Origin of the sequence: Salmonella sp. 741265050_HSA (genome assembly GCF_046569445.1) — a bacterium.
Lineage (GTDB): Bacteria > Pseudomonadota > Gammaproteobacteria > Enterobacterales > Enterobacteriaceae > Salmonella > Salmonella enterica.
This window is the reverse complement of sequence record NZ_JBKFSV010000007.1, coordinates 71259-92459: the sequence shown is the minus strand read 5'-3', so window position 1 is coordinate 92459 and position 21201 is coordinate 71259. Positions and strand designations below refer to the sequence as shown.

Sequence of the window (21201 nt, the reverse complement as noted above, 5' to 3'; positions counted from 1 at the left end):
CCGTTCCAGGCCCGCCAGGCGTCAACGCCACCGGGCTGGCTTACCCCTTAATCTTCGGGTCCAGCGCATCGCGCAACCCGTCGCCTAACAGGTTAAACGCCAGCACAGTCAGGAAAATCGCCACCGCCGGGAAGAGCGCTACGTGCGGCGCGATGACCATATCCGCCCGCGCTTCATTGAGCATCGCTCCCCACTCCGGCGTTGGCGGCTGCGCGCCTAATCCGAGAAATGACAGGCTTGCCGCGGAAATAATTGACGTACCGATACGCATCGTAAAGAAAACCACAATTGACGAGACCGTTCCCGGCAAGATATGGCTAAACAAAATCGTCGTGTCGCTGGCGCCGATACTGCGGGCAGACTCAATAAACGTCTGCTGTTTTAAGACCAGGGTATTTCCGCGCACCAGACGTGCAAACGCCGGAATAGAGAAAATCGCCACCGCAACGATCACATTAGCAATACCGCTGCCTAACACCGCCACAACGGCAATCGCCAGCAAAATGCCGGGGAAGGCGAACAGCACATCGCAAATGCGCATAATGAAACGATCCCACCAGCCTTCATAATATCCCGCCAGCAATCCCAACACCGTGCCGATTATCGCGCCGATAAATACCGCGAACACGCCCGCCGCCAGTGAGATCTGCGCCCCAACGAGAACCCGGCTAAAGATGTCTCTTCCCAGCGAGTCAACGCCAAACCAGTGCTGCAAAGAGGGGCCATTGTTCAGGCTATCGTAGTCAAAATAGTTTTCCGCATCGTAGGGCGTCAGCCAGCGGGCAAAAATCGCCACCAGAATTAACGCCAGTACGAATCCCCCGGCGACCAACGCGACATGCTGGCGGCGAAAACGACGCCAGAACTCCCGCCATGGCGTGCGTATCTGGTCGGGTTTTACCACCGGCATAGCATGTAAAATCGCCTGACGGCGCCAGTTAAATAATCGCATCCTTACTTATACCTGATAGCCGGATTAATGGCGGCATAGAGGACATCCACCACTAAGTTGATAAGAATAAATTCCAGAGAAAACAGCAGCACTTCCGCCTGAATCACGGGGTAGTCGCGCATGTCGACCGAGTCGACCAGTAATCGCCCAAGCCCCGGCCAGTTAAACACTTTTTCGACGACGATCGATCCGCCAAGCAGAAAGCCAAATTGCAGTCCCATCATGGTGACGACCGGGATCATCGCATTGCGCAGGCCATGTTTTAACACCACCCACGTTTCACTGACGCCTTTCGCCCGCGCGGTCCTCATGTAATCCTCGCTCAGGACATCGACAAACGAGGAGCGCGTAAAACGCGCCATGACTGATGCCACCGCCGCGCCAAGCGTCAGGGAGGGTAAAATATAATGTTGCCAGCTATCCGCCCCCACGGTCGGTAGCCAGCCCAGATCCACGGAAAAAATCTGCATTAACAACATTCCCAGCGCAAAAGCCGGGAAAGAAATGCCGGTCACGGCAAGCGTCATTCCTACCCGGTCAGGCCAGCGATTACGCCACACGGCGGCGGCGATGCCGATCGCCATGCCAAACAGAACCGCCCATATCATACTGGTTATCGTCAGCCACAGCGTCGGCAAAAAGCGGCTGGCGATCTCCTCAGAAACCGGGCGGCGGGAAACCATTGACGTACCGAAATCGCCTTGTAAAACATGGGTGATGTAACGCCAAAACTGGACATGAAGCGGCTGATCAAGCCCCAGCTGCTGACGAACCAGCGCGATCACCTGCGCGTCGGCTTCTGGTCCGGCTATCAGCCGCGCCGGGTCGCCGGGCAACAAATGAACAAATAAAAACACCAGCACTGCCACAATCAACAGCGTAGGAATTAATCCCAGCAGGCGCTTGAGAACATAGTTAAGCATCACACGAACCTTTTACCGGATGGCGGACAACGCGCGCGCCATCCAGCCCCATCGCATTACTTACTTCAAATCCGCATCGTCAAAGCTGAAACCGGTATCCGGCATAATCCAGAAACCGGTCAAATTCTTACTGTGCGCAGAAACCAATTTCTCCACCACCAACGGTATCCAGGGCGACTCTTTCCAGATAATATCCTGCGCCTCTTTGTATAATCGTGTTTTCTCCTGCGGATCGTTGGTCTTTAAGGCCGCCGCCAAATCGCTGTCGACCTGCTTGTTGCTGTAAAAAGCGGTATTAAACTGCGTCGGCGGCCAGTTTTGTGATGCGAAGAGCGGCGATAACGCCCAGTCAGCTTCGCCCGTCGACGCCGACCAGCCGGTATAGAACATTCGCACGCCGCTCTCTTTTTGCCCTTTGCCCTCAACTTCCGCGGCGCGCTGGCCGGCGTCCATCGCGGTTATCCGGGCTTTAATGCCAATCTGCGCCAGTTGCTGTTGGGTAAACTGCAACACTTTTTGCGCGGTGCTATGGTTGTGCGATGACCACAGCGTGGTACTGAAACCGTCTGGATACCCCGCCTCTTTCAACAGTTCGCGCGCTTTAGCCGGATCATAGGGCCACGGCTGATAGCTTTGCGCATAGGCTATCGACGGCGGCACCACGCCCGTCGCCGGCGTGGCGTATCCGGCAAACGCCACTTTAACCAACGCCTGACGATTGATAGCGTAATTCAACGCCTCACGCACCTTAGGATTATCAAACGGTTTCTGCGTCACATTCATACTGATATAACGCTGCATAATGGACGGGCTGGCGACCAGTTCGAGGTTTTTATTTTTCGCCAGTAACGCGGCCTGCTCATAAGGGATAGGAAAAGCAAATTGCGCTTCGCCGGTTTGCAGCATCGCCGCGCGGGTATTGTTGTCAGTAACCGGACGCCAGGTAATAGAATCCAGCTTGGGTAAGCCCTGCTGCCAGTAACCGGCGAACTTTTTCACTTTGACAAAGTCGGTCTGATTCCAGGTTTCAAGCTGGTATGGACCGGTACCGACCGGATGAAAACCAATATCCTTGCCATATTTTTCCAGCGCTTGCGGCGAGATCATCGCCGTCGCCGGGTGCGCCAGAATATTAATGAAAGCGGAGAACGGCTGTTTCAGGGTAATTTTTACCGTTGCCGGATCGACAACCTCCGTTTTTGCGATATTTTTATACAGGTTATAACGCTTGAGGTGGTTATCCGGATTGCTGGCGCGATCGAGATTCGCTTTTACCGCCGCCGCATTAAAATCCGCGCCGTCCTGAAATTTCACCCCCTGCCGTAGGGTAATGGTGTAGGTCAGACCGTCATCAGAAACGGTATAGCCTTCCGCCAGGACGTTTTTTACCTTCATGTCTTTATCCAGGCCAAACAGCCCCTGATAAAATGACTTCGCCACCGCCTGCGAGAGCGTATCGTTGGCGTCATACGGATCGAGCGTGGTGAAATTAGACCCTACCGCCACCACCACATCTTTGGCCGCCAGGGCCGGAAAAGCCGCAATGGATGAGGCCAGTCCCAGCGCCGCCAGCCATTTATGCGTAATAAATTGCGTCATGTTGTTCTCCTGAAACCCTGCCTGTCTGAATGTTATAAGCGCGAGAGCGCATTATCCTGCAGCGGCCGCGCGACATAATGTCCCGGCCCGACCAACTGTAATGAAACGGCGGGCGTCTCTTCGCCACGTTTATGAATATTGCTGGGAATATCATCTGATAGCAGAACGCGCCGCGGCCGGTGTCTGGAAGGATCGGCAACCGGCACCGCCGCCATCAATTTACGCGTATAAGGATGCTGCGGATTTTCAAAAACGGCGCGCCGCGGCCCCATCTCAACAATTTGACCAAGATACATCACCGCCACGCGATGGCTAATTCGCTCCACGACCGCCATATCATGCGAAATAAACAGGTAGGCGATCCCCATTTCCCGTTGTAAATCAAGCAGTAAATTAATGATCTGTCCGCGAACGGAAACATCCAGCGCGGAGACCGCCTCATCAGCAATAATCACTTTAGGATTCAATGCCAGCGCGCGAGCTATGCAGATGCGCTGACGTTGACCGCCGGAAAACTCGTGCGGATAACGCCAGGCATGTTCAGGACGTAATCCGACACGCTCAAGCAACCAGGCCACGCGCTTTGCCGCAGCGTCCCCCTGCCCCAGACCATGAATCCGTAAAGGTTCCATAATGGAATACCCCACGGTCTGGCGCGGGTCGAGCGAGGCGTAAGGGTCCTGGAAAATACACTGAATATCGCGGCGCAACGGCTGGAGTTTACCCGCAGACAGCGTGTCAATGCGCTGGCCGTTAAAGATAATCTCCCCCTGCCGGGATTCAACCAACCGCAGCAGCGCGCGTCCGGTCGTCGATTTTCCGCTACCGGACTCGCCCACCAGCGATAGCGTTTCGCCCGGCCAGAGATCGAAACTGATATTCTCAACGGCATGAACTTCACGCGTAACGCGGTTAAAGAGACCGCTACGCAGCGGGAATCGCGTCACCAGTCCCCGAACCTGGAGAATAGGCTCGCCTTCCACCACCGTGTCTTGCTCAATCTGCGATTCATAAAGGGCTGGTTCGTCAGCGGAAATCAACGGGAAACGGCGTGGCAGCGAGTGGCCGCGCATCGCGCCAAGCTGAGGGACGGCGGCCAGTAACGTTTGGGTATAAGGATGCGTCGGCGCATGGAAAATCTGCTCTACGCTGCCGGTTTCCACGGCCTCGCCCTGATACATCACCAGTACGCGATCGGCGATATCCGCCACGACGCCCATGTCGTGGGTGATAAAAATCACGCCCATCGACATCTCTTGCTGCAACACTTTGATAAGTTGCAGAATTTGCGCCTGGATAGTGACATCCAGCGCCGTGGTGGGTTCATCGGCAATCAATACCGCCGGACGGCAGGATAGCGCCATCGCGATCATGACTCGCTGGCGCATCCCGCCGGAAAGCTGATGCGGATAACGCGATAAAATCGCCTGCGACTCCGGGATCCGTACCTGATCGAGCATACGTTTCGCTTCCGCCAGCGCCTCTTCGTGGCTGGCACCCTGATGCAAACGAATAGATTCGGCAATTTGCTCGCCGACGGTAAATACCGGGTTGAGCGAGGTCATTGGCTCCTGGAAAATCATGGCGATATCCGCGCCGCGCACACGCCGCATCTGCGCGTCACTCTGCTCAGACAGCTCAATCACCTGGCGATTACGCCGACGCAACAGCATTTCGCCGCAGCGCACGTTCGCGCCCGACTGCTCAATCAGCCGCATTAACGCCAGCGCCGTCACCGATTTTCCCGATCCCGACTCGCCGACAATCGCCAGAGTCTCTCCACGCTTCAGGCGTAATGACACATTACGCACGGCGTCTATCTGTTGCCCTTCGTGGTGAAACGCGATATTCAGGCCACTGACGGACAGAACATCGCGGCTATCCAGTTCATCGCTGTGCGGCACCTGCGGCTCCTTATTCCCGGTAAATTCCTGTGGTAGGCGTATCCCCGGCATATCCCCAGGCGCGATACATCCCTTCGCTGTTAAACGGCAACGCGACATTACCTTCGTGATCAACAGCGATTAATCCACCGCTGCCGCCCAGCGCCGGTAATTTTTCCATCACCACGCGCTCACAGGCGTCGGCAAGGCTGAGTCCGCCATATTCCATCAATGCGGCGATATCGTAAGCCGCGAGCATGCGAATAAAGACCTCTCCCGTTCCGGTACAGGAAACGGCGACGCTGGCGTTGTTGGCATAACACCCGGCACCGACCAGCGGGCTGTCGCCGACGCGCCCGGGCAATTTATTGGTCATCCCGCCGGTAGACGTTGCCGCCGCCAGATTGCCGAATTTATCCCGCGCCACCGCGCCGACTGTACCCATTTTTTTCGTTTCGTCCAGCGGCGCGCCGCTGTGATCGAGCGCCATTTCGCCCGCCGCACGCGCGGCCAGTAATTGCTCGTAACGCGCCGGGGTGGAAAAGATATCCGGCGAAACGCGCGCCATCCCCTGTGAAAAGGCAAAGTTTTCCGCCCCTTCCCCCACCATGAGTACATGCGGGCTGCGCTCCATCACCAGCCTGGCGGCGAGCACAGGATGGCGAACATGACTCACGCCCGCGACAGCTCCGGCTTTCAGGGTATTGCCGTCCATCACGCAGGCATCCAGTTCATGAGTCCCGTCTCGGGTATAGACCGCGCCGATACCCGCATTGAAGAGCGGACACGCTTCCAGCAGACGCACCGCTTCCGTCACTACATCAAGCGCGCTGTCACCCGTTTCCAGCATCTTTTGCCCGCTTTCAACAATCTCTGACAACGCCTGGATATAGCGTAGCTCCTGCTCATGGCTCATTTGCGCGCGAGCAATCGCGCCTGCGCCGCCGTGAATCGCAATCACTGCTTTATTCATTTTTAGGGTCCATTACGGTGGCACACAACTTTTACTATAACTATCAGAATTGTTGTGAGTTATTCATTCGATTTTTGAATATAGAAAGATGCGTAAGGTATGTAAAGGCGCAAGGCCGTCTCTAAGACCGAGGTAGCATACTGCCCGCCACTGTTTTCTGACATAATAGCCGGATTCGATTTTGCCTCGCAGGAGTATGTTCATGGAATTTTCCGCCGGATTGATGCCGCTTGAAACGGCGCTGACCCAGATGCTTTCACGTATTACCCCGCTCACCGCCGTAGAAACGTTGCCGCTGGTGAACTGCTTTGGCCGCATCCTGGCGACCGATATCGTTTCTCCCCTCGATGTTCCCGGCTTTGATAATTCAGCTATGGATGGTTATGCGGTACGTATGGCGGATTTGTCCGCCGATAAGCCGCTGCCCGTCGCCGGCAAAGCATTTGCCGGTCAGCCTTACCAGGGAGAGTGGCCTGCGGGCACCTGCATTCGCATTATGACCGGCGCCCCGGTGCCGACAGGTTGCGAGGCGGTAGTTATGCAAGAGCAGACGGAACAAACCGATGACGGCGTGCGTTTTACCGCCGATGTTCGTTGCGGACAAAACATCCGCCGCCGCGGCGAGGATATTCGCCAGGATGCGGTGGTCTTTCCGGCCGGTACGCGCCTGACTACTGCCGAACTGCCAGTGCTGGCGTCGCTGGGAATTGCCGATGCACAGGTTGTACGTAAAGTGCGCGTAGCGCTGTTCTCGACCGGCGACGAGCTCCAGCTTCCGGGCCAGCCGCTGGAGGCGGGACAAATTTATGACACTAACCGTCTAACTATACATTTGATGCTGCAACAGCTTGGCTGCGAAGTGATCAATTTAGGCATTATTCCTGACGATCCCGGTAAGCTTCGCGCCGCGTTTGTCGACGCCGACAGCCAGGCCGATGTAGTGATAAGCTCCGGCGGCGTCTCGGTTGGTGAAGCGGACTATACCAAAACCATCCTTGAGGAGCTGGGCGAAATCGCCTTCTGGAAGCTGGCTATCAAGCCAGGCAAACCGTTTGCCTTCGGCAAGCTCAGTAATAGCTGGTTCTGTGGCCTGCCGGGGAATCCAGTCTCTGCGGCGCTCACGTTTTATCAACTGGTTCAGCCCTTACTGGCGAAGCTTGGCGGCAACACGGCAAGCGCAGTGCCGCCGCGCCAGCGTGTACGCACAGCATCTCGCCTGAAGAAAACGCCGGGGCGTCTCGATTTCCAGCGCGGCATTCTGCAACGTAGCGCCAACGGCGAACTGGAGGTCACGACCACCGGACACCAGGGTTCACATATTTTCAGCTCGTTTAGTCTGGGCAACTGCTTTATTGTGCTGGAGCGTGAACGCGGCAATGTTGAGCCGGGAGAATGGGTGGAAGTCGAGCCGTTTAATGCTCTGTTCGGAGGCCTGTAATGGCGGAACTTAGCGACCAGGAGATGCTGCGCTATAACCGACAAATTATTCTGCGCGGCTTCGATTTTGAAGGGCAGGAAGCGTTAAAAGATGCGCGGGTATTAGTGGTCGGGCTGGGCGGACTCGGCTGCGCGGCAACGCAGTATCTGGCCGGCGCTGGCGTCGGGCAACTGACGCTACTCGATTTTGATACCGTTTCCGTTTCCAATCTCCAGCGTCAAACCTTGCACAGCGACGCCACGGTCGGGCAGCCAAAGGTTGAGTCCGCCCGCGACGCGCTGGCGCGAATCAACCCGCATATTACCATTACGCCCGTTAACGCGCGGCTGGACGACGACGCTATGACCAGCCTGATTGCCGGGCATTCGCTGGTACTGGACTGTACTGATAACGTTAGCGTACGTAATCAACTTAACGCCGGGTGCTATACCGCGAAAGTGCCGCTAATCTCCGGCGCGGCAATTCGTATGGAAGGACAAGTTACCGTCTTTACGTATCGGGAAAACGAACCCTGTTACCGCTGCCTGAGCCGTCTGTTTGGCGAAAACGCTCTGACCTGCGTAGAGGCAGGGGTGATGGCGCCACTGATTGGCGTGATCGGTTCGCTACAGGCAATGGAGGCCATTAAGCTGCTGGCGCATTACGGTCAGCCCGCTAGCGGAAAAATCGTCATGTACGATGCGATGACCTGTCAGTTCCGCGAAATGAAGTTGATACGCAACCCCGGCTGTGAAGTCTGCGGACAGTAGCCACTTTACGGATAAACATACCAAAGCACGGTTTATGGCCGTGCTGTATCAACAGATAATTACTGTCATCAGACGCAAAGCCAGCTTACCCAAGCTCCGACTGACGATCGGCTCAAGCAGCACGGCATCATCTTAAACGCCATACCACAACCTCAAACCGTGATGTTGTACCTCATTTAACGCCTCTTTGTCAGAACCTCTCCATTCGTTGACGCACATCAAGATAACTTTCATTCGAAAGTAATTTAATCTTTATATGAAATAAGAGAGGCCGTTTATGATCTTCAATATTCAGCGCTATTCTACCCACGATGGCCCCGGTATCCGTACCGTAGTATTTCTCAAAGGCTGTTCGTTGGGCTGTCGCTGGTGCCAGAACCCGGAAAGCCGCGCCCGCGCTCAGGATCTGTTATACGACGCGCGGCTGTGTCTCGAAGGATGCGACCTGTGCGCGCAAGCCGCGCCGGACGTCATTGAGCGCGCGCTAAACGGCCTGCTCATCCATCGCGAGAAACTGACCGACGCCCATTTTTCAGTCCTGGCGCATTGCTGCCCCACACAGGCGTTAACCGTGTGCGGCGAAATAAAAAGCGTGGATGAGATCATGGCGACGGTACTGCGCGATAAACCTTTTTACGATCGCAGCGGCGGCGGTCTTACGCTTTCCGGCGGCGAACCGTTTATGCAGCCGGAACTGGCGGCAGAGCTGTTTAAAGCCAGCCATGACGCCGGTATTCATACAGCGGTTGAGACCTGTCTGCATGTTCCATGGAAATACATTGCGCCCTCACTGCCTTATATCGATCTGTTTCTGGCTGATTTGAAGCATGTCGCCGACGGGCCGTTTAAGCAGTGGACCGATGGCAGCGCCTCGCGGGTGCTGGAAAATCTCAGGAAACTCGCGGCCGCGGGCAAAAAAATGGTGATTCGCGTCCCGCTGATTCAGGGATTTAATGCCGATGAGGAGACCATTAAAGCCATTACCGACTTTGCCGCCGACGAACTGCACGTCGGGGAAATTCATTTTCTGCCCTACCACACGCTGGGCATCAATAAATACCACTTACTCAGTCAGCCCTATCATGCCCCGGATAAACCACTGGATGCGCCGGCGTTACTTGATTTTGCCCAGAAGTACGCCTGCCAAAAAGGTTTAACCGCGACCCTACGAGGATAATTATCATGACCCAACTGAAACTGGACACGCTCAGTGACCGCATTAAGGCGCACAAAACCGCGCTGGTACATATCGTGAAACCGCCGGTCTGTACCGAGCGCGCGCAGCATTATACCGAAATGTACCAGCAGCATCTGGATAAACCGATTCCGGTACGCCGTGCGCTGGCGCTGGCCCATCACCTGGCGGAACGCACTATCTGGATAAAACACGATGAACTGATCGTCGGCAACCAGGCAAGTGAAGTCCGCGCCGCGCCGATTTTCCCGGAATATACCGTCTCGTGGATTGAAAAAGAGATCGACGACCTGGCAGACCGGCCCGGCGCAGGTTTTTCCGTAAGTGAAGAAAACAAGCGTATTCTGCACGACGTCTGTCCGTGGTGGCGCGGTCAAACCGTCCAGGATCGCTGCTACGGCATGTTTACCGATGAACAAAAAGGGCTTCTGGCGACTGGCATTATCAAAGCCGAAGGTAATATGACCTCCGGTGACGCGCACCTGGCGGTGAACTTCCCGCTGCTGCTGGAAAAAGGGCTTGATGGCCTGCGCGATAAAGTCGCCGAGCGCCGCTCACGCATCAACCTGACCGTGCTGGAAGATCTGCATGGCGAGCAGTTCCTGAAGGCGATTGATATAGTGCTGGACGCGGTAAGCCAGCACATCACGCGCTTTGCCGCGCTGGCGCGCCAGATGGCAGGCGAAGAGTCCCGTGAAAGCCGTCGTAAAGAGCTACTTACCATCGCGGAAAACTGCGAGGTGATCGCCCACCAACCGCCGCAGACCTTCTGGCAAGCACTGCAATTGTGCTACTTCATCCAACTGATTCTACAAATTGAGTCTAACGGGCACTCGGTGTCTTTTGGTCGTATGGACCAGTATCTTTATCCCTATTATCGTCGCGATGTCGAACTAAACCAGACGCTGGATCGTGAGCACGCCATTGAACTGCTGCACAGCTGCTGGCTGAAACTGCTGGAAGTAAACAAGATCCGTTCCGGTTCGCACTCTAAAGCTTCCGCGGGCAGCCCGCTGTATCAAAACGTCACCATTGGCGGTCAGAATCTCATCAACGGTCAGCCAATGGACGCAGTGAATCCGCTGTCTTACGCCATTCTGGAGTCCTGTGGACGTCTGCGTTCTACCCAGCCCAACCTCAGTGTGCGTTATCACGCCGGAATGAGTAACGATTTCCTTGACGCCTGCGTCCAGGTCATCCGCTGCGGCTTTGGGATGCCGGCGTTTAACAATGATGAAATCGTCATCCCGGAATTTATCAAGTTGGGGATCGAACCGCAGGACGCTTACGATTACGCGGCGATCGGCTGTATCGAAACCGCCGTCGGCGGGAAATGGGGTTATCGCTGCACCGGCATGAGCTTTATTAACTTCGCCCGCGTCATGCTGGCGGCGCTGGAAGGCGGTCGCGACGCCACCAGCGGTAAGGTATTTCTGCCGCAGGAAAAGGCGCTCTCCGCAGGCAACTTTAACAATTTTGACGAAGTGATGGCCGCCTGGGATACCCAAATTCGCTACTACACGCGCAAATCGATCGAAATTGAGTATGTGGTCGACACCATGCTGGAAGAGAATGTCCACGATATTCTCTGCTCAGCGCTGGTAGACGACTGTATTGAACGCGCGAAGAGTATCAAGCAAGGCGGCGCGAAATATGACTGGGTATCCGGTCTTCAGGTCGGTATCGCCAACCTGGGCAACAGCCTCGCCGCCGTGAAAAAACTGGTCTTCGAACAGGGCGTTATCGGTCAACAGCAGCTTGCCGCCGCGCTGGCCGATGACTTCGACGGCCTGACTCACGAGCAGCTGCGCCAGCGTCTGATTAACGGCGCGCCGAAGTACGGTAACGACGATGACAGTGTCGATACCCTGCTGGCGCGCGCTTATCAGACCTATATTGATGAGCTGAAGCAGTACCATAACCCGCGCTACGGTCGTGGCCCTGTGGGCGGCAACTATTACGCCGGTACGTCCTCTATCTCAGCAAACGTGCCGTTTGGCGCCGCGACTATGGCTACCCCGGATGGTCGCAAAGCGCATACACCGCTGGCGGAAGGCGCAAGCCCTGCATCAGGTACGGATCATCTCGGCCCGACGGCGGTGATTGGTTCCGTAGGCAAATTACCTACCGGTTCCATTCTCGGCGGCGTGCTGCTCAATCAGAAACTGAACCCAACGACGCTGGAAAACGAATCCGACAAACAGAAACTGATGGTTCTGCTACGGACGTTCTTTGAGGTGCATAAAGGCTGGCATATTCAGTACAACATCGTGTCACGCGAAACGCTGCTGGATGCGAAAAAACATCCGGACCAGTACCGCGATCTGGTCGTGCGTGTGGCAGGCTACTCCGCCTTCTTCACCGCGCTGTCGCCGGATGCGCAGGACGATATCATCGCCCGTACCGAACATATGCTGTAATTTACCCTGGCGCCATCGGCAATATGTCCGAACTGCCTGATGGCGCTACGTTTAACAGGCCTACGCAGGCCTGTTAATCAGAAGGGATCGGTGCCGTCAAGCACGGCCTGAATGACGTTGAGCGCGCCTTGATGGTTATTATCATCAGTGTGATAACGTGAAAGCGCTTTGATATTGTCTGCGGCATTGCCCATGGCAAAAGAGTAATGCGCCATTTTCAACATTTCCGCATCATTACCGCTGTCGCCAATGGCGACGACATTCTGTGGCGACCTGTTCCAGCGCTTTAACAGACGACTGATGCCATTCGCTTTATGCAGTCCCGGGATAATCAGGTCGATAAAACCGAAGCCGCTGGTGACGGGCTTCATGATGCCATCCAGAGATACGTGCAGTTTGTCGATAACCAGCGGAATTTGTTCATCGGGCAAATTCAGGGAGAACTTAAACAGGATATCGTCAATGTCGTGATAATCGTTTACCGGCTGCAGGCGGTGATAATGTTTGGCCATCAGCGCCACGAAAGTCTCGGGAGCGTTTTTGCTGACATAAGCGCTTTTCAGACCGCAGGCGACGAAGTTAAGCTGCTTATCCTTCAGCAGTTCGCCAATCACAATCCGCGATTCATGCCGGGTTAGCTCCCCGTGAAACAACTGCTTGCCATGTTCATACACCAGCGCGCCATTTTCTGCGACAAAGGAAATTTCGTCTTTCAGCTCGGGGAAGAAGGAGATCAACTGGTAGTACTGATTACCGCTGGCGACCACAAATTCGATATTACGTTTTTTCAGTTCCTGGTATTGCGCCATGAAGCGTACACGATCGTACTGCTTGGCATCGTCGAGAAAAGTGCCGTCCATATCGGTAACGACAACGTTAACGGTCATACTTAAGCTCCTGGCTGTAACTGCGACCAGAAACATTTTAATAACAATGTGAGCAGAACCACAAATTTATTTCGAATGAAAAGTAGCTGAACGAAAGGAATAGCCGCATAAGACATTAAGGCGTCCTGGCCACCTTACGTTTTCCTCTCGCTTCCCTCTTTGTGTTCCCCTGCAATATTTTAAACTTGCATTAACCTTACTTTAACTTAAAGTATCACATGTAACTAATTTTACTTTCGAACGAAAGATGGTGAGGTTAATATGACGACTCCTTTTACCCACGAAACGCTGCCCGCCGACCCAAAAGCGGCCATTCGTCAGATGAAGCAGGCGCTACGCGCGCAAATCGGCGACGTACAGGCGGTGTTCGACCGTTTGAGCGCCACCATAGCAGCCCGGGTGGCGGAAATTAACGATCTGAAGGCGCAGGGACACCCGGTATGGCCAATTATCCCTTTTAGCGAACTGGCGATGGGCAACATTAGCGATGCCACCCGCGCCGAGGTTAAGCGCCGCGGGTGCGCGGTGATTAAAGGTCATTTTCCACGCGAACAGGCGCTGGCATGGGACCAGTCGATGCTCGACTATCTGGACAAGAACCATTTTGACGAGGTGTATAAAGGACCGGGGGATAATTTTTTCGGTACGCTGAGCGCCTCCCGGCCTGAAATCTATCCTGTCTACTGGTCGCAGGCGCAAATGCAGGCCCGCCAAAGTGAAGAGATGGCGCTGGCGCAGTCGTTCCTCAACCGTCTGTGGCAGGTAGAGCACGACGGCAAGCGATGGTTTAATCCGGATATCAGCATCCTTTACCCGGATCGCATCCGTCGCCGCCCACCGGGCACCACATCCAAAGGACTGGGAGCGCATACCGACTCCGGCGCGCTGGAACGCTGGCTGCTACCAGCCTATCAGCAGGTATTCGCCAGTGTGTTTAACGGCAACGTCGAGCAGTACGATCCGTGGAATGCGGCGCACCGTACCGAAGTTGAAGAGTATACGGTGGATAACACCACAAAATGTTCGGTATTTCGCACCTTCCAGGGCTGGACCGCGCTCTCCGATATGCTGCCCGGTCAGGGGTTGCTTCATGTCGTCCCTATCCCGGAGGCGATGGCGTATATTCTGCTGCGCCCGCTGCTGGATGATGTCCCGGAAGATGAATTATGCGGCGTCGCGCCGGGCCGGGTGCTGCCGATTTCTGAACAGTGGCATCCTTTACTGATGGCGGCGTTAACCAGCATTCCGCCGCTGGAAGCCGGGGATTCCGTGTGGTGGCATTGCGATGTCATCCACTCCGTCGCCCCCGTCGAAAACCAGCAGGGCTGGGGCAATGTGATGTACATTCCTGCCGCGCCAATGTGTGAGAAAAATCTGGCCTATGCGCGTAAGGTGAAAGCGGCGCTGGAGACAGGCGCATCACCGGGCGATTTCCCGCGCGAGGACTATGAAACCACCTGGGAAGGGCGCTTCACGCTGCGCGATCTGAATATTCACGGTAAACGGGCATTAGGTATGGACGTTTGACGGTCGTACCGCCCTGCCCGCTCACCTGCGGTGTGCCCTTTGCCTGGGCGCACCCGTCTTACCGAACCTACGCGCCAGGATACGTAGGCCCGGTAAGCACAGCGCCACCGGGCGTCAGTGTTTAGCTTTCAATCCCTTTACTACGCAAATAATCGTCGTAGTTGCCGCTGAAGTCCACCACGCGCTCCGGCGTAATTTCAATGACGCGGGTTGCCAGCGAGCTGACGAACTCACGGTCGTGCGAAACAAAGATCAGCGTGCCCTGATACAGCTCCAGCGCCATATTCAGCGATTCGATCGACTCCATATCCAGGTGGTTAGTCGGTTCGTCCATGATCAGGATATTCGGCTTTTGCATCATCAGTTTGCCGAACAGCATACGGCCCTTCTCGCCACCGGAGAGGACTTTCGCAGGCTTTTTGATATCATCCTGGCTAAATAGCAGGCGACCCAGAATACTGCGCACTGCCTGCTCGTCGTCGCCTTCCTGCTTCCACTGACTCATCCATTCAAACACCGTCAGGTCATTTTCGAATTCATATTCGTGGTCCTGCGCGTAGTAACCAATACGCGCGTTTTCCGACCATTTAACGGTGCCGTGATCGGCGTCCAGATCGCCAACCAGCGTCTTCAGCAGCGTAGATTTACCCACGCCATTGGTGCCGAGTACCGCCAACTTCTCGCCGACTTCGAGCAGCAAATTGACATTTTTAAACAGCGGACCGTTATCAAAACCTTTCGTCAGCGCCTCCACTTCCAGAGCGTTACGGAACAGTTTTTTATCCTGCTCAAAACGGATGAACGGGTTCTGACGGCTGGAGGCTTTCACCTCTTCCAGCTTGATTTTATCGATCTGCCGCGCGCGCGACGTTGCCTGACGCGATTTAGAGGCATTGGCGCTAAAACGGCTAACAAAAGATTGCAGCTCGGCAATTTGCGCTTTTTTCTTCGCATTATCGGCCAACAGACGTTCACGCGCCTGGGTCGCCGCCGTCATATACTCATCATAGTTACCCGGATAGACGCGCAAGTCGCCGTAATCCAGATCCGCCATATGCGTACAAACCATGTTCAGGAAGTGACGGTCGTGCGAAATGATGATCATCGTGCTATCGCGCTCGTTCAGCACCTGCTCCAGCCAACGGATAGTATCAATATCCAGGTTGTTGGTCGGTTCGTCGAGCAACAGGATGTCCGGATTAGAGAATAACGCCTGCGCCAGCAGCACACGCAATTTCCAGCCTGGCGCGACTTCACTCATCAGACCGTAATGCTGCTCCAGCGGGATGCCCACCCCCAACAGCAGTTCGCCCGCGCGCGCCTCAGCGGAATAACCGTCCATCTCGCCGTATTTTACTTCCAGATCGGCGACTTTATAGCCATCTTCTTCGCTCATTTCCGGCAAGGCGTAGATACGGTCGCGCTCCTGCTTGACTTCCCACAGTTCGCCATGCCCCATAATGACAGTATCAAGTACGGTGAATGTTTCAAAAGCGAACTGGTCCTGACGCAGCTTACCGATGCGCTCATTCGGATCGAGGGAAACATTGCCCAGCGTCGGCTCCAGGTCGCCGCCGAGGATTTTCATAAAAGTGGACTTTCCGCTACCGTTGGCGCCGATCAGGCCGTAACGGTTGCCGCCGCCAAATTTGACGGAAATGTTTTCGAACAGCGGCTTACTGCCGAACTGCATGGTAACGTTGCTGGAAACTAACACAGGCTTATCCTGAAAAAAGATGTGACAAACCGCTTATTATGCCACAAGTCTGAAATAAGATCGCGCCCTGTACAAAGGGCTACACTGAACCGTAAGGGGAAAAAAACGTGATTTCGTACACATCTGAATTCCCTGTTTACTGGAATGCACCTATAATGCGCTCCCAACATGACAGAATTCTCAACCTACTAGCCTGCTTGGCACAGAATCTCGCATAACATGAATATGAAATTAACAACGCTTTTCGCGGCGGCTTTCGCTGTAGTTGGTTTTTGTAAAACAGCCTCAGCAGTCACTTACCCGCTGCCTACCGATGGTAGCCGTTTAATTGGGCAAAATCAGGTCATCACCGTTCCGGAGGGCAATACCCAGCCGCTGGAGTATTTTGCCGCGGAGTATCAGATGGGGCTCTCTAACATGCTGGAAGCCAACCCGGGCGTGGATACCTTCCTGCCGAAGGGCGGTACCGTGCTGAATATTCCGCAGCAGCTGATCCTGCCGGATACCGTACACGAAGGCATTATCATCAATAGCGCGGAAATGCGCCTCTATTACTACCCGAAAGGCACAAACACCGTTATCGTCCTGCCGATTGGGATCGGTCAGTTAGGTAAAGACACGCCTATCAACTGGACGACCAAAGTTGAACGTAAAAAAGCCGGTCCGACCTGGACGCCTACGGCAAAAATGCACGCTGAATATCGCGCCGCCGGCGAGCCGCTGCCTGCGGTCGTGCCAGCGGGCCCGGATAACCCGATGGGTCTGTACGCGCTGTACATCGGTCGCCTGTATGCTATTCACGGCACCAACGCCAACTTCGGCATCGGGCTTCGCGTGAGCCACGGCTGCGTACGTCTGCGCAACGACGATATCAAATTCCTGTTTGAAAATGTGCCGGTCGGTACCCGCGTGCAGTTTATCGATGAACCGGTAAAAGCCACCACCGAGCCGGACGGTAGCCGTTACATTGAGGTGCATAACCCGCTGTCAACGACGGAAGCGCAGTTTGAAGGTAAGGAAGCGGTGCCGATCACGCTTAATAAGAGCATCCTGGCCGTCACCAACGAGCCTGACGTTGATCAGACCGTCGTACAACAGGCGGTTCAGGATCGTTCCGGAATGCCGGTTCGCCTGAACTGACAGACTCTGCCTGCGAAGCCCGATAGATACTATCGGGCTTCTCTTACGGCATCAGTTGCAATAATCCATATCCCACCAGCGCCGCCCATGCCAGCATCGGCAGCGAATAGAAATGAAATCGCCACCAGATTCGGCGATCGTTCGCCATCCGTAAAGCAATAAGATTTGCCAGCGACCCCGGCAGCAGACCAAACCCGCCGATATTCACCGCCCACGCCAGCAGCGTCGAGGCCGGTACATAGTTCAGCAGGAGAATGGTACTGGGCACATTACTGATAACCTGCGACAGGCCGATAGCGGTTAGCCAAAGTCCCAGGTGAGACAGTGCGCCAACCTGGTTGAAAACGCCCTGCAACGCCGGCAATTGCGTTAGCAGATGGACATCAATAAACATCGCCATAAATACCAGCAGCAGCGTCCAGTCCACGCTGACTATCACCCTGCGCGCCAGCACAATAAACCCAGCAGCCACCAACACCAGTCCCCATAACTCTTGCCTGAGTTCCAGCGCGGTAAGAAAAACGACATATAATGCCAGGCAACTCCACACCAGACGGGGCTGCCACTGCGGCGAACGCGTACCGGTATGATACTGTAACGCCCTACCCGGAAAACAAAACCAGCACAGGAGCAGTAACGTCAGCATCATCATGACGGCAAGCGGCGCCATTTGCCCGCTAAATTCAGCAAAGGTTAAGCCGGAGCGTCCCCACAACAGAATATTTTGCGGATTACCGACAGGCGTCAGCAGCGAACCGGCGTTCACCGCCAACGCTTCAAAAATAATCAATCGGTTGACCGGAATCGCGCACAGTTTTTTCAACGTTATCGTCAGCGGCACAACGATAAACAGCGCGACATCGTTTGTCAGAAAGGTCGACAGCGCCGCCGCAGCCAGCACCAGGAACATCGCCAGTTGCCGCTCGGTATGAAATCGGCGCGTCATCTTGCGTCCCAGCACATCAAAATAGCCGCTCAGCTCAACGCCTTTAGTGAGCAACATTAACCCACTGAGGGTAATAATGGTGTGCCAGTCAATCGCGCCAGGCCAGGCGCGGGGCGCAAAAGGAACAAACAGGCTTAACGCCATCCCCACAATGATCAACAACTGAAAAAAACGGTCACGCCGCAGCGCCCGTAAAAAGGCCAGATTCATTCTGCAGATGTTCCATGCTGTTGCGTGAAGGCCAAAAAGGCATCCAATGTCTCCTGGCTGACATGGTGTTCCATCCCTTCCGCATCACGACGCGCGATTTCCGGGCTTACGCCTAATACCAGTAAAAAATTTTCGACAATTTGATGCCGCTCGCGGCTTTCCTGCGCCAGCTTCTCCCCTTCCGGCGTCAGAAAAACGCCGCGCCAGGGGATCATTTGAATAAATCCTAACGATGCCAGGCGCTTAAGCATTTTGGCCACAGTCGGCTGGGAGACGCCGAGCCGCGCCGCCATATCCACCTGACGCGCTTCCCCTACCTCAATAATTAAATCGGAAATCAGCTCAACGTAATCGTCTATCAACTCACGGCGATGCGCCTCTCTGACCTGACGAAATCCTTCAACGTGTTCTTCTACGTTCACCAATTGCGTCACTTTTTTTGTTGTTGGCGTACCTGCGCGACGACCCATTTTGCTTCCTCGTTTCTGTGACGCGTTAACGCGTCAGCTGACAGAGCGCTCATTGTAAACCAGAGTTGTCCGGGCACAAAAAATTAACGTTTTAGCAATAGCTATAAAACATAGCCTGTGCTATATCTGTATGTAATGCAGACATCCCTCACGGATCGATGGGATAGAAACATCAGGAGGTTTATATGAACGAATTTAAGAGGTGTATACGCGTGTTCAGTCACTCTCCCTTTAAAGTCCGGTTAATGCTGCTCTCTATGTTGTGCGATATGATCAACGGCAAACCGGAACAGGATAACCCTTCCACGAAATAAGGCGGCGGTGCGGTATGCCGCTTTATTTTGCATCCTCAACGGAAATGGTGCCCATTTCCCCTGTTTTTTTGTGGTTTTGCTATTCTCTTCGCAAAACATTTTCTTTCCGGCGGTTGACCTTCTTACCCGCACGCTCTATCTTCTGGCAGCCCTGAATATTTTGCGACTCGCCGTTGCGAACCCAATACCTTTTTTACGCATAATCAGGCAGGTAATGACCCTTCGCGCCAGGGTTAGCACATGGCGTTTTTGCAATAGTGGCATATGAATTCAACCCTTATCGATTCACTTCTCGCCCGTCGTCGGGCTGTAAGCCCGTGGGCGGGCCTCTACTTTTTACAGTCGCTGCTGATTAACCTCGCGCTCGGCTATCCCTTTAGCCTGCTTTATACCGCGGCGTTTACCTGCCTGTTGCTGTTGCTCTGGCGCTACCTGCCCCGCGGACAAAAAGCGCTGCTCGGCATCTGTTCGCTGGTAGCCGCTTGCTATTTTCCCTTTGGCCAGGCTTACGGCGCGCCGAACTTTAATACGCTGCTGGCGCTGCACTCCACCAATATGGAAGAGTCGAGCGAAATCCTGACCATCTTCCCGTGGTATAGCTACCTGACCGGACTTTTTATTTTTGCGCTGGGTATTATTGCGCTTCGCCGCCGAAAAGAAGAGGTCAGGCCGCGCTGGAATAGCCTCGACAGCCTGTGCCTGTTGATTAGCGTCGCGGCATTTTTCGTCGCGCCGGTACAAAATCTGGCGTGGGGCGGCGTTTTTAAGGTTATTGATACTGGCTATCCGGTTTTTCGCTTCGCTAAAGACGTTATCGTCAATAACAACGAAGTCATTGAAGAGCAGCACCGTATGGCGCAGCTATCCGGCATAAAAGATAGCTGGACGGTTACTGCGGTGAAACCCAGATATCACATCTATGTCGTGGTGATTGGTGAAAGCGCGCGACGGGATGCCATGGGCGCTTTCGGCGGCCACTGGGATAATACCCCCTTCGCCAGCCATGTGAATGGCGACTTCTTTATGGATTACATCGCCGCCAGCGGCTCAACGCAAAAATCGCTCGGTTTAACGCTCAATCGCGTGGTGGATAACAAACCGCAGTATCAGGATAACTTCGTCACGCTGGCTAACCGCGCCGGTTTTCAGACATGGTGGTTTTCCAATCAGGGGCAAATCGGCGAATACGACACGGCCATCGCCAGTATCGCCAAACGCGCCGATGAAGCGCATTTCCTGAAAAACGGCGATTTTGAAGCGGATAAAAATACTCGCGACGACGCGCTGTTAACCATGACGGCGCAGGTATTGGCGACAGAACGCACGCAACCGCAGTTGATTGTGTTGCATTTAATGGGATCGCATCCCCAGGCCTGCGACCGCACTCAGGGAAAATACGCGACGTTTGTCCAGTCGAAAGAGACGTCTTGTTATTTATACACCATGACGCAAACCGATGATTTACTCCGTCAGCTCTATACTCAGCTTCGTCATAGCGGCGACAGTTTTTCGCTCGTCTATTTCTCCGATCACGGGCTGGCGTTCAAAGAGCGCGGCAAAGCGGTACAGTACCTGGCGCATGACGACAAATTCCAGCAAAACTTCCAGGTGCCGTTTATGGTGCTATCCAGCGACAGTAAAGCGCATCGGATCATTAAAGCTCGCCGTTCCGCGAACGATTTCCTGAGTTTTTTCTCGCAATGGACAGGAATTAGCGCTAAAGAGATCAAAAATCGCTATCGATTTATTTCGGAGCAGAAAGCCGGGCCCGTTTATATCACCAATTTCAAATTACAAAAAGTGGACTATAACCATCTGGGCAGCGATATTTTTTCACTAAAATAATGCATGTTTCAGG

The 21201-nt window shown here is 54.5% G+C and carries 17 protein-coding genes; 8 read left to right on the top strand and 9 right to left on the bottom strand.

The annotated features are described in order from the left end of the window. Nucleotides 1–40: 40 nt before the first annotated feature. Genes gsiD through iaaA form a run of 5 tightly spaced genes read right to left on the bottom strand, consistent with a single transcriptional unit; the run spans nucleotide 41 to nucleotide 6330 of the window. Nucleotides 41–952, bottom strand: a complete 912-nt coding sequence (gene gsiD / locus ACLD4F_RS14070) for a glutathione ABC transporter permease GsiD (protein ID WP_001236024.1) — start codon at nucleotides 950–952, stop codon at nucleotides 41–43. 2 nt (nucleotides 953–954) lie between these two features. After that, nucleotides 955–1875: a glutathione ABC transporter permease GsiC gene (gene gsiC, locus ACLD4F_RS14065; RefSeq protein WP_000936069.1), complete on the bottom strand. Its 921-nt coding sequence runs from the start codon at nucleotides 1873–1875 to the stop codon at nucleotides 955–957. Nucleotides 1876–1935: 60 nt separating this feature from the next. After that, a complete protein-coding gene (gsiB, locus tag ACLD4F_RS14060) occupies nucleotides 1936–3474 on the bottom strand; it encodes a glutathione ABC transporter substrate-binding protein GsiB (protein ID WP_000191432.1) in 1539 nt (512 codons plus the stop codon). A gap of 32 nt (nucleotides 3475–3506) precedes the next feature. After that, the gene (gsiA, locus tag ACLD4F_RS14055) at nucleotides 3507–5378 is read right to left on the bottom strand and encodes a glutathione ABC transporter ATP-binding protein GsiA (RefSeq protein ID WP_001120575.1); all 1872 of its coding nucleotides are present in this window, start codon (nucleotides 5376–5378) and stop codon (nucleotides 3507–3509) included. A gap of 10 nt (nucleotides 5379–5388) precedes the next feature. Further along, nucleotides 5389–6330, bottom strand: a complete 942-nt coding sequence (iaaA, locus tag ACLD4F_RS14050; RefSeq protein ID WP_411010897.1) for a beta-aspartyl-peptidase — start codon at nucleotides 6328–6330, stop codon at nucleotides 5389–5391. A gap of 202 nt (nucleotides 6331–6532) precedes the next feature. Here iaaA and moeA point away from each other — a divergent pair, with 202 nt between their 5' ends. From moeA to ACLD4F_RS14030, 4 genes are all read left to right on the top strand, one after another. Next, entirely contained in the window at nucleotides 6533–7768 is a 1236-nt protein-coding gene (gene moeA / locus ACLD4F_RS14045; RefSeq protein WP_000395783.1) for a molybdopterin molybdotransferase MoeA, read from the top strand. After that, nucleotides 7768–8517, top strand: coding sequence for a molybdopterin-synthase adenylyltransferase MoeB (gene moeB, locus ACLD4F_RS14040; protein ID WP_000829278.1), 750 nt, complete (start codon nucleotides 7768–7770; stop codon nucleotides 8515–8517). Before moeA ends, moeB begins: the two co-directional genes overlap by 1 nt. A gap of 277 nt (nucleotides 8518–8794) precedes the next feature. Next, nucleotides 8795–9694, top strand: coding sequence for a glycyl-radical enzyme activating protein (locus ACLD4F_RS14035; protein WP_000576954.1), 900 nt, complete (start codon nucleotides 8795–8797; stop codon nucleotides 9692–9694). 5 nt (nucleotides 9695–9699) lie between these two features. Next, nucleotides 9700–12132: a glycyl radical protein gene (locus tag ACLD4F_RS14030; protein ID WP_000192661.1), complete on the top strand. Its 2433-nt coding sequence runs from the start codon at nucleotides 9700–9702 to the stop codon at nucleotides 12130–12132. A 77-nt stretch (nucleotides 12133–12209) separates the two neighbouring features. Here the strand turns inward: ACLD4F_RS14030 and ACLD4F_RS14025 are convergent, their stop codons facing one another. Next, a complete protein-coding gene (locus ACLD4F_RS14025) occupies nucleotides 12210–13019 on the bottom strand; it encodes a Cof-type HAD-IIB family hydrolase (protein WP_000217910.1) in 810 nt (269 codons plus the stop codon). Nucleotides 13020–13280: 261 nt separating this feature from the next. Between ACLD4F_RS14025 and ACLD4F_RS14020 the strand changes: the two genes are divergently transcribed. After that, on the top strand, nucleotides 13281–14546 hold the full coding sequence (locus ACLD4F_RS14020; RefSeq protein WP_076726320.1) for a DUF1479 domain-containing protein: 1266 nt from the start codon (nucleotides 13281–13283) through the stop codon (nucleotides 14544–14546). Between the two features lie 121 nt (nucleotides 14547–14667). On the opposite strand, the gene ACLD4F_RS14015 is transcribed toward ACLD4F_RS14020, so the two are convergent. Then, complete coding sequence (locus ACLD4F_RS14015; protein WP_000961480.1) at nucleotides 14668–16263, bottom strand: ABC-F family ATPase; 1596 nt, start codon at nucleotides 16261–16263, stop codon at nucleotides 14668–14670. Nucleotides 16264–16482: 219 nt separating this feature from the next. Between ACLD4F_RS14015 and ldtB the strand changes: the two genes are divergently transcribed. Continuing rightward, on the top strand, nucleotides 16483–17403 hold the full coding sequence (gene ldtB, locus ACLD4F_RS14010; RefSeq protein WP_001056404.1) for a L,D-transpeptidase: 921 nt from the start codon (nucleotides 16483–16485) through the stop codon (nucleotides 17401–17403). A 43-nt stretch (nucleotides 17404–17446) separates the two neighbouring features. Here ldtB and ACLD4F_RS14005 read toward each other — a convergent pair whose 3' ends face one another. Both ACLD4F_RS14005 and mntR read right to left on the bottom strand, forming a co-directional pair. Then, entirely contained in the window at nucleotides 17447–18559 is a 1113-nt protein-coding gene (locus tag ACLD4F_RS14005) for an anion transporter (RefSeq protein ID WP_001046521.1), read from the bottom strand. Then, entirely contained in the window at nucleotides 18556–19029 is a 474-nt protein-coding gene (mntR, locus tag ACLD4F_RS14000) for a manganese-binding transcriptional regulator MntR (protein WP_000533542.1), read from the bottom strand. The genes ACLD4F_RS14005 and mntR overlap by 4 nt, the downstream gene beginning before the upstream one ends. Nucleotides 19030–19214: 185 nt before the next feature. Here mntR and mntS point away from each other — a divergent pair, with 185 nt between their 5' ends. Continuing rightward, on the top strand, nucleotides 19215–19343 hold the full coding sequence (gene mntS / locus ACLD4F_RS13995) for a manganase accumulation protein MntS (protein ID WP_001001755.1): 129 nt from the start codon (nucleotides 19215–19217) through the stop codon (nucleotides 19341–19343). Between the two features lie 264 nt (nucleotides 19344–19607). Further along, entirely contained in the window at nucleotides 19608–21188 is a 1581-nt protein-coding gene (locus tag ACLD4F_RS13990; protein WP_001089327.1) for a phosphoethanolamine transferase, read from the top strand. The last annotated feature ends 13 nt before the right edge of the window (nucleotides 21189–21201 follow it).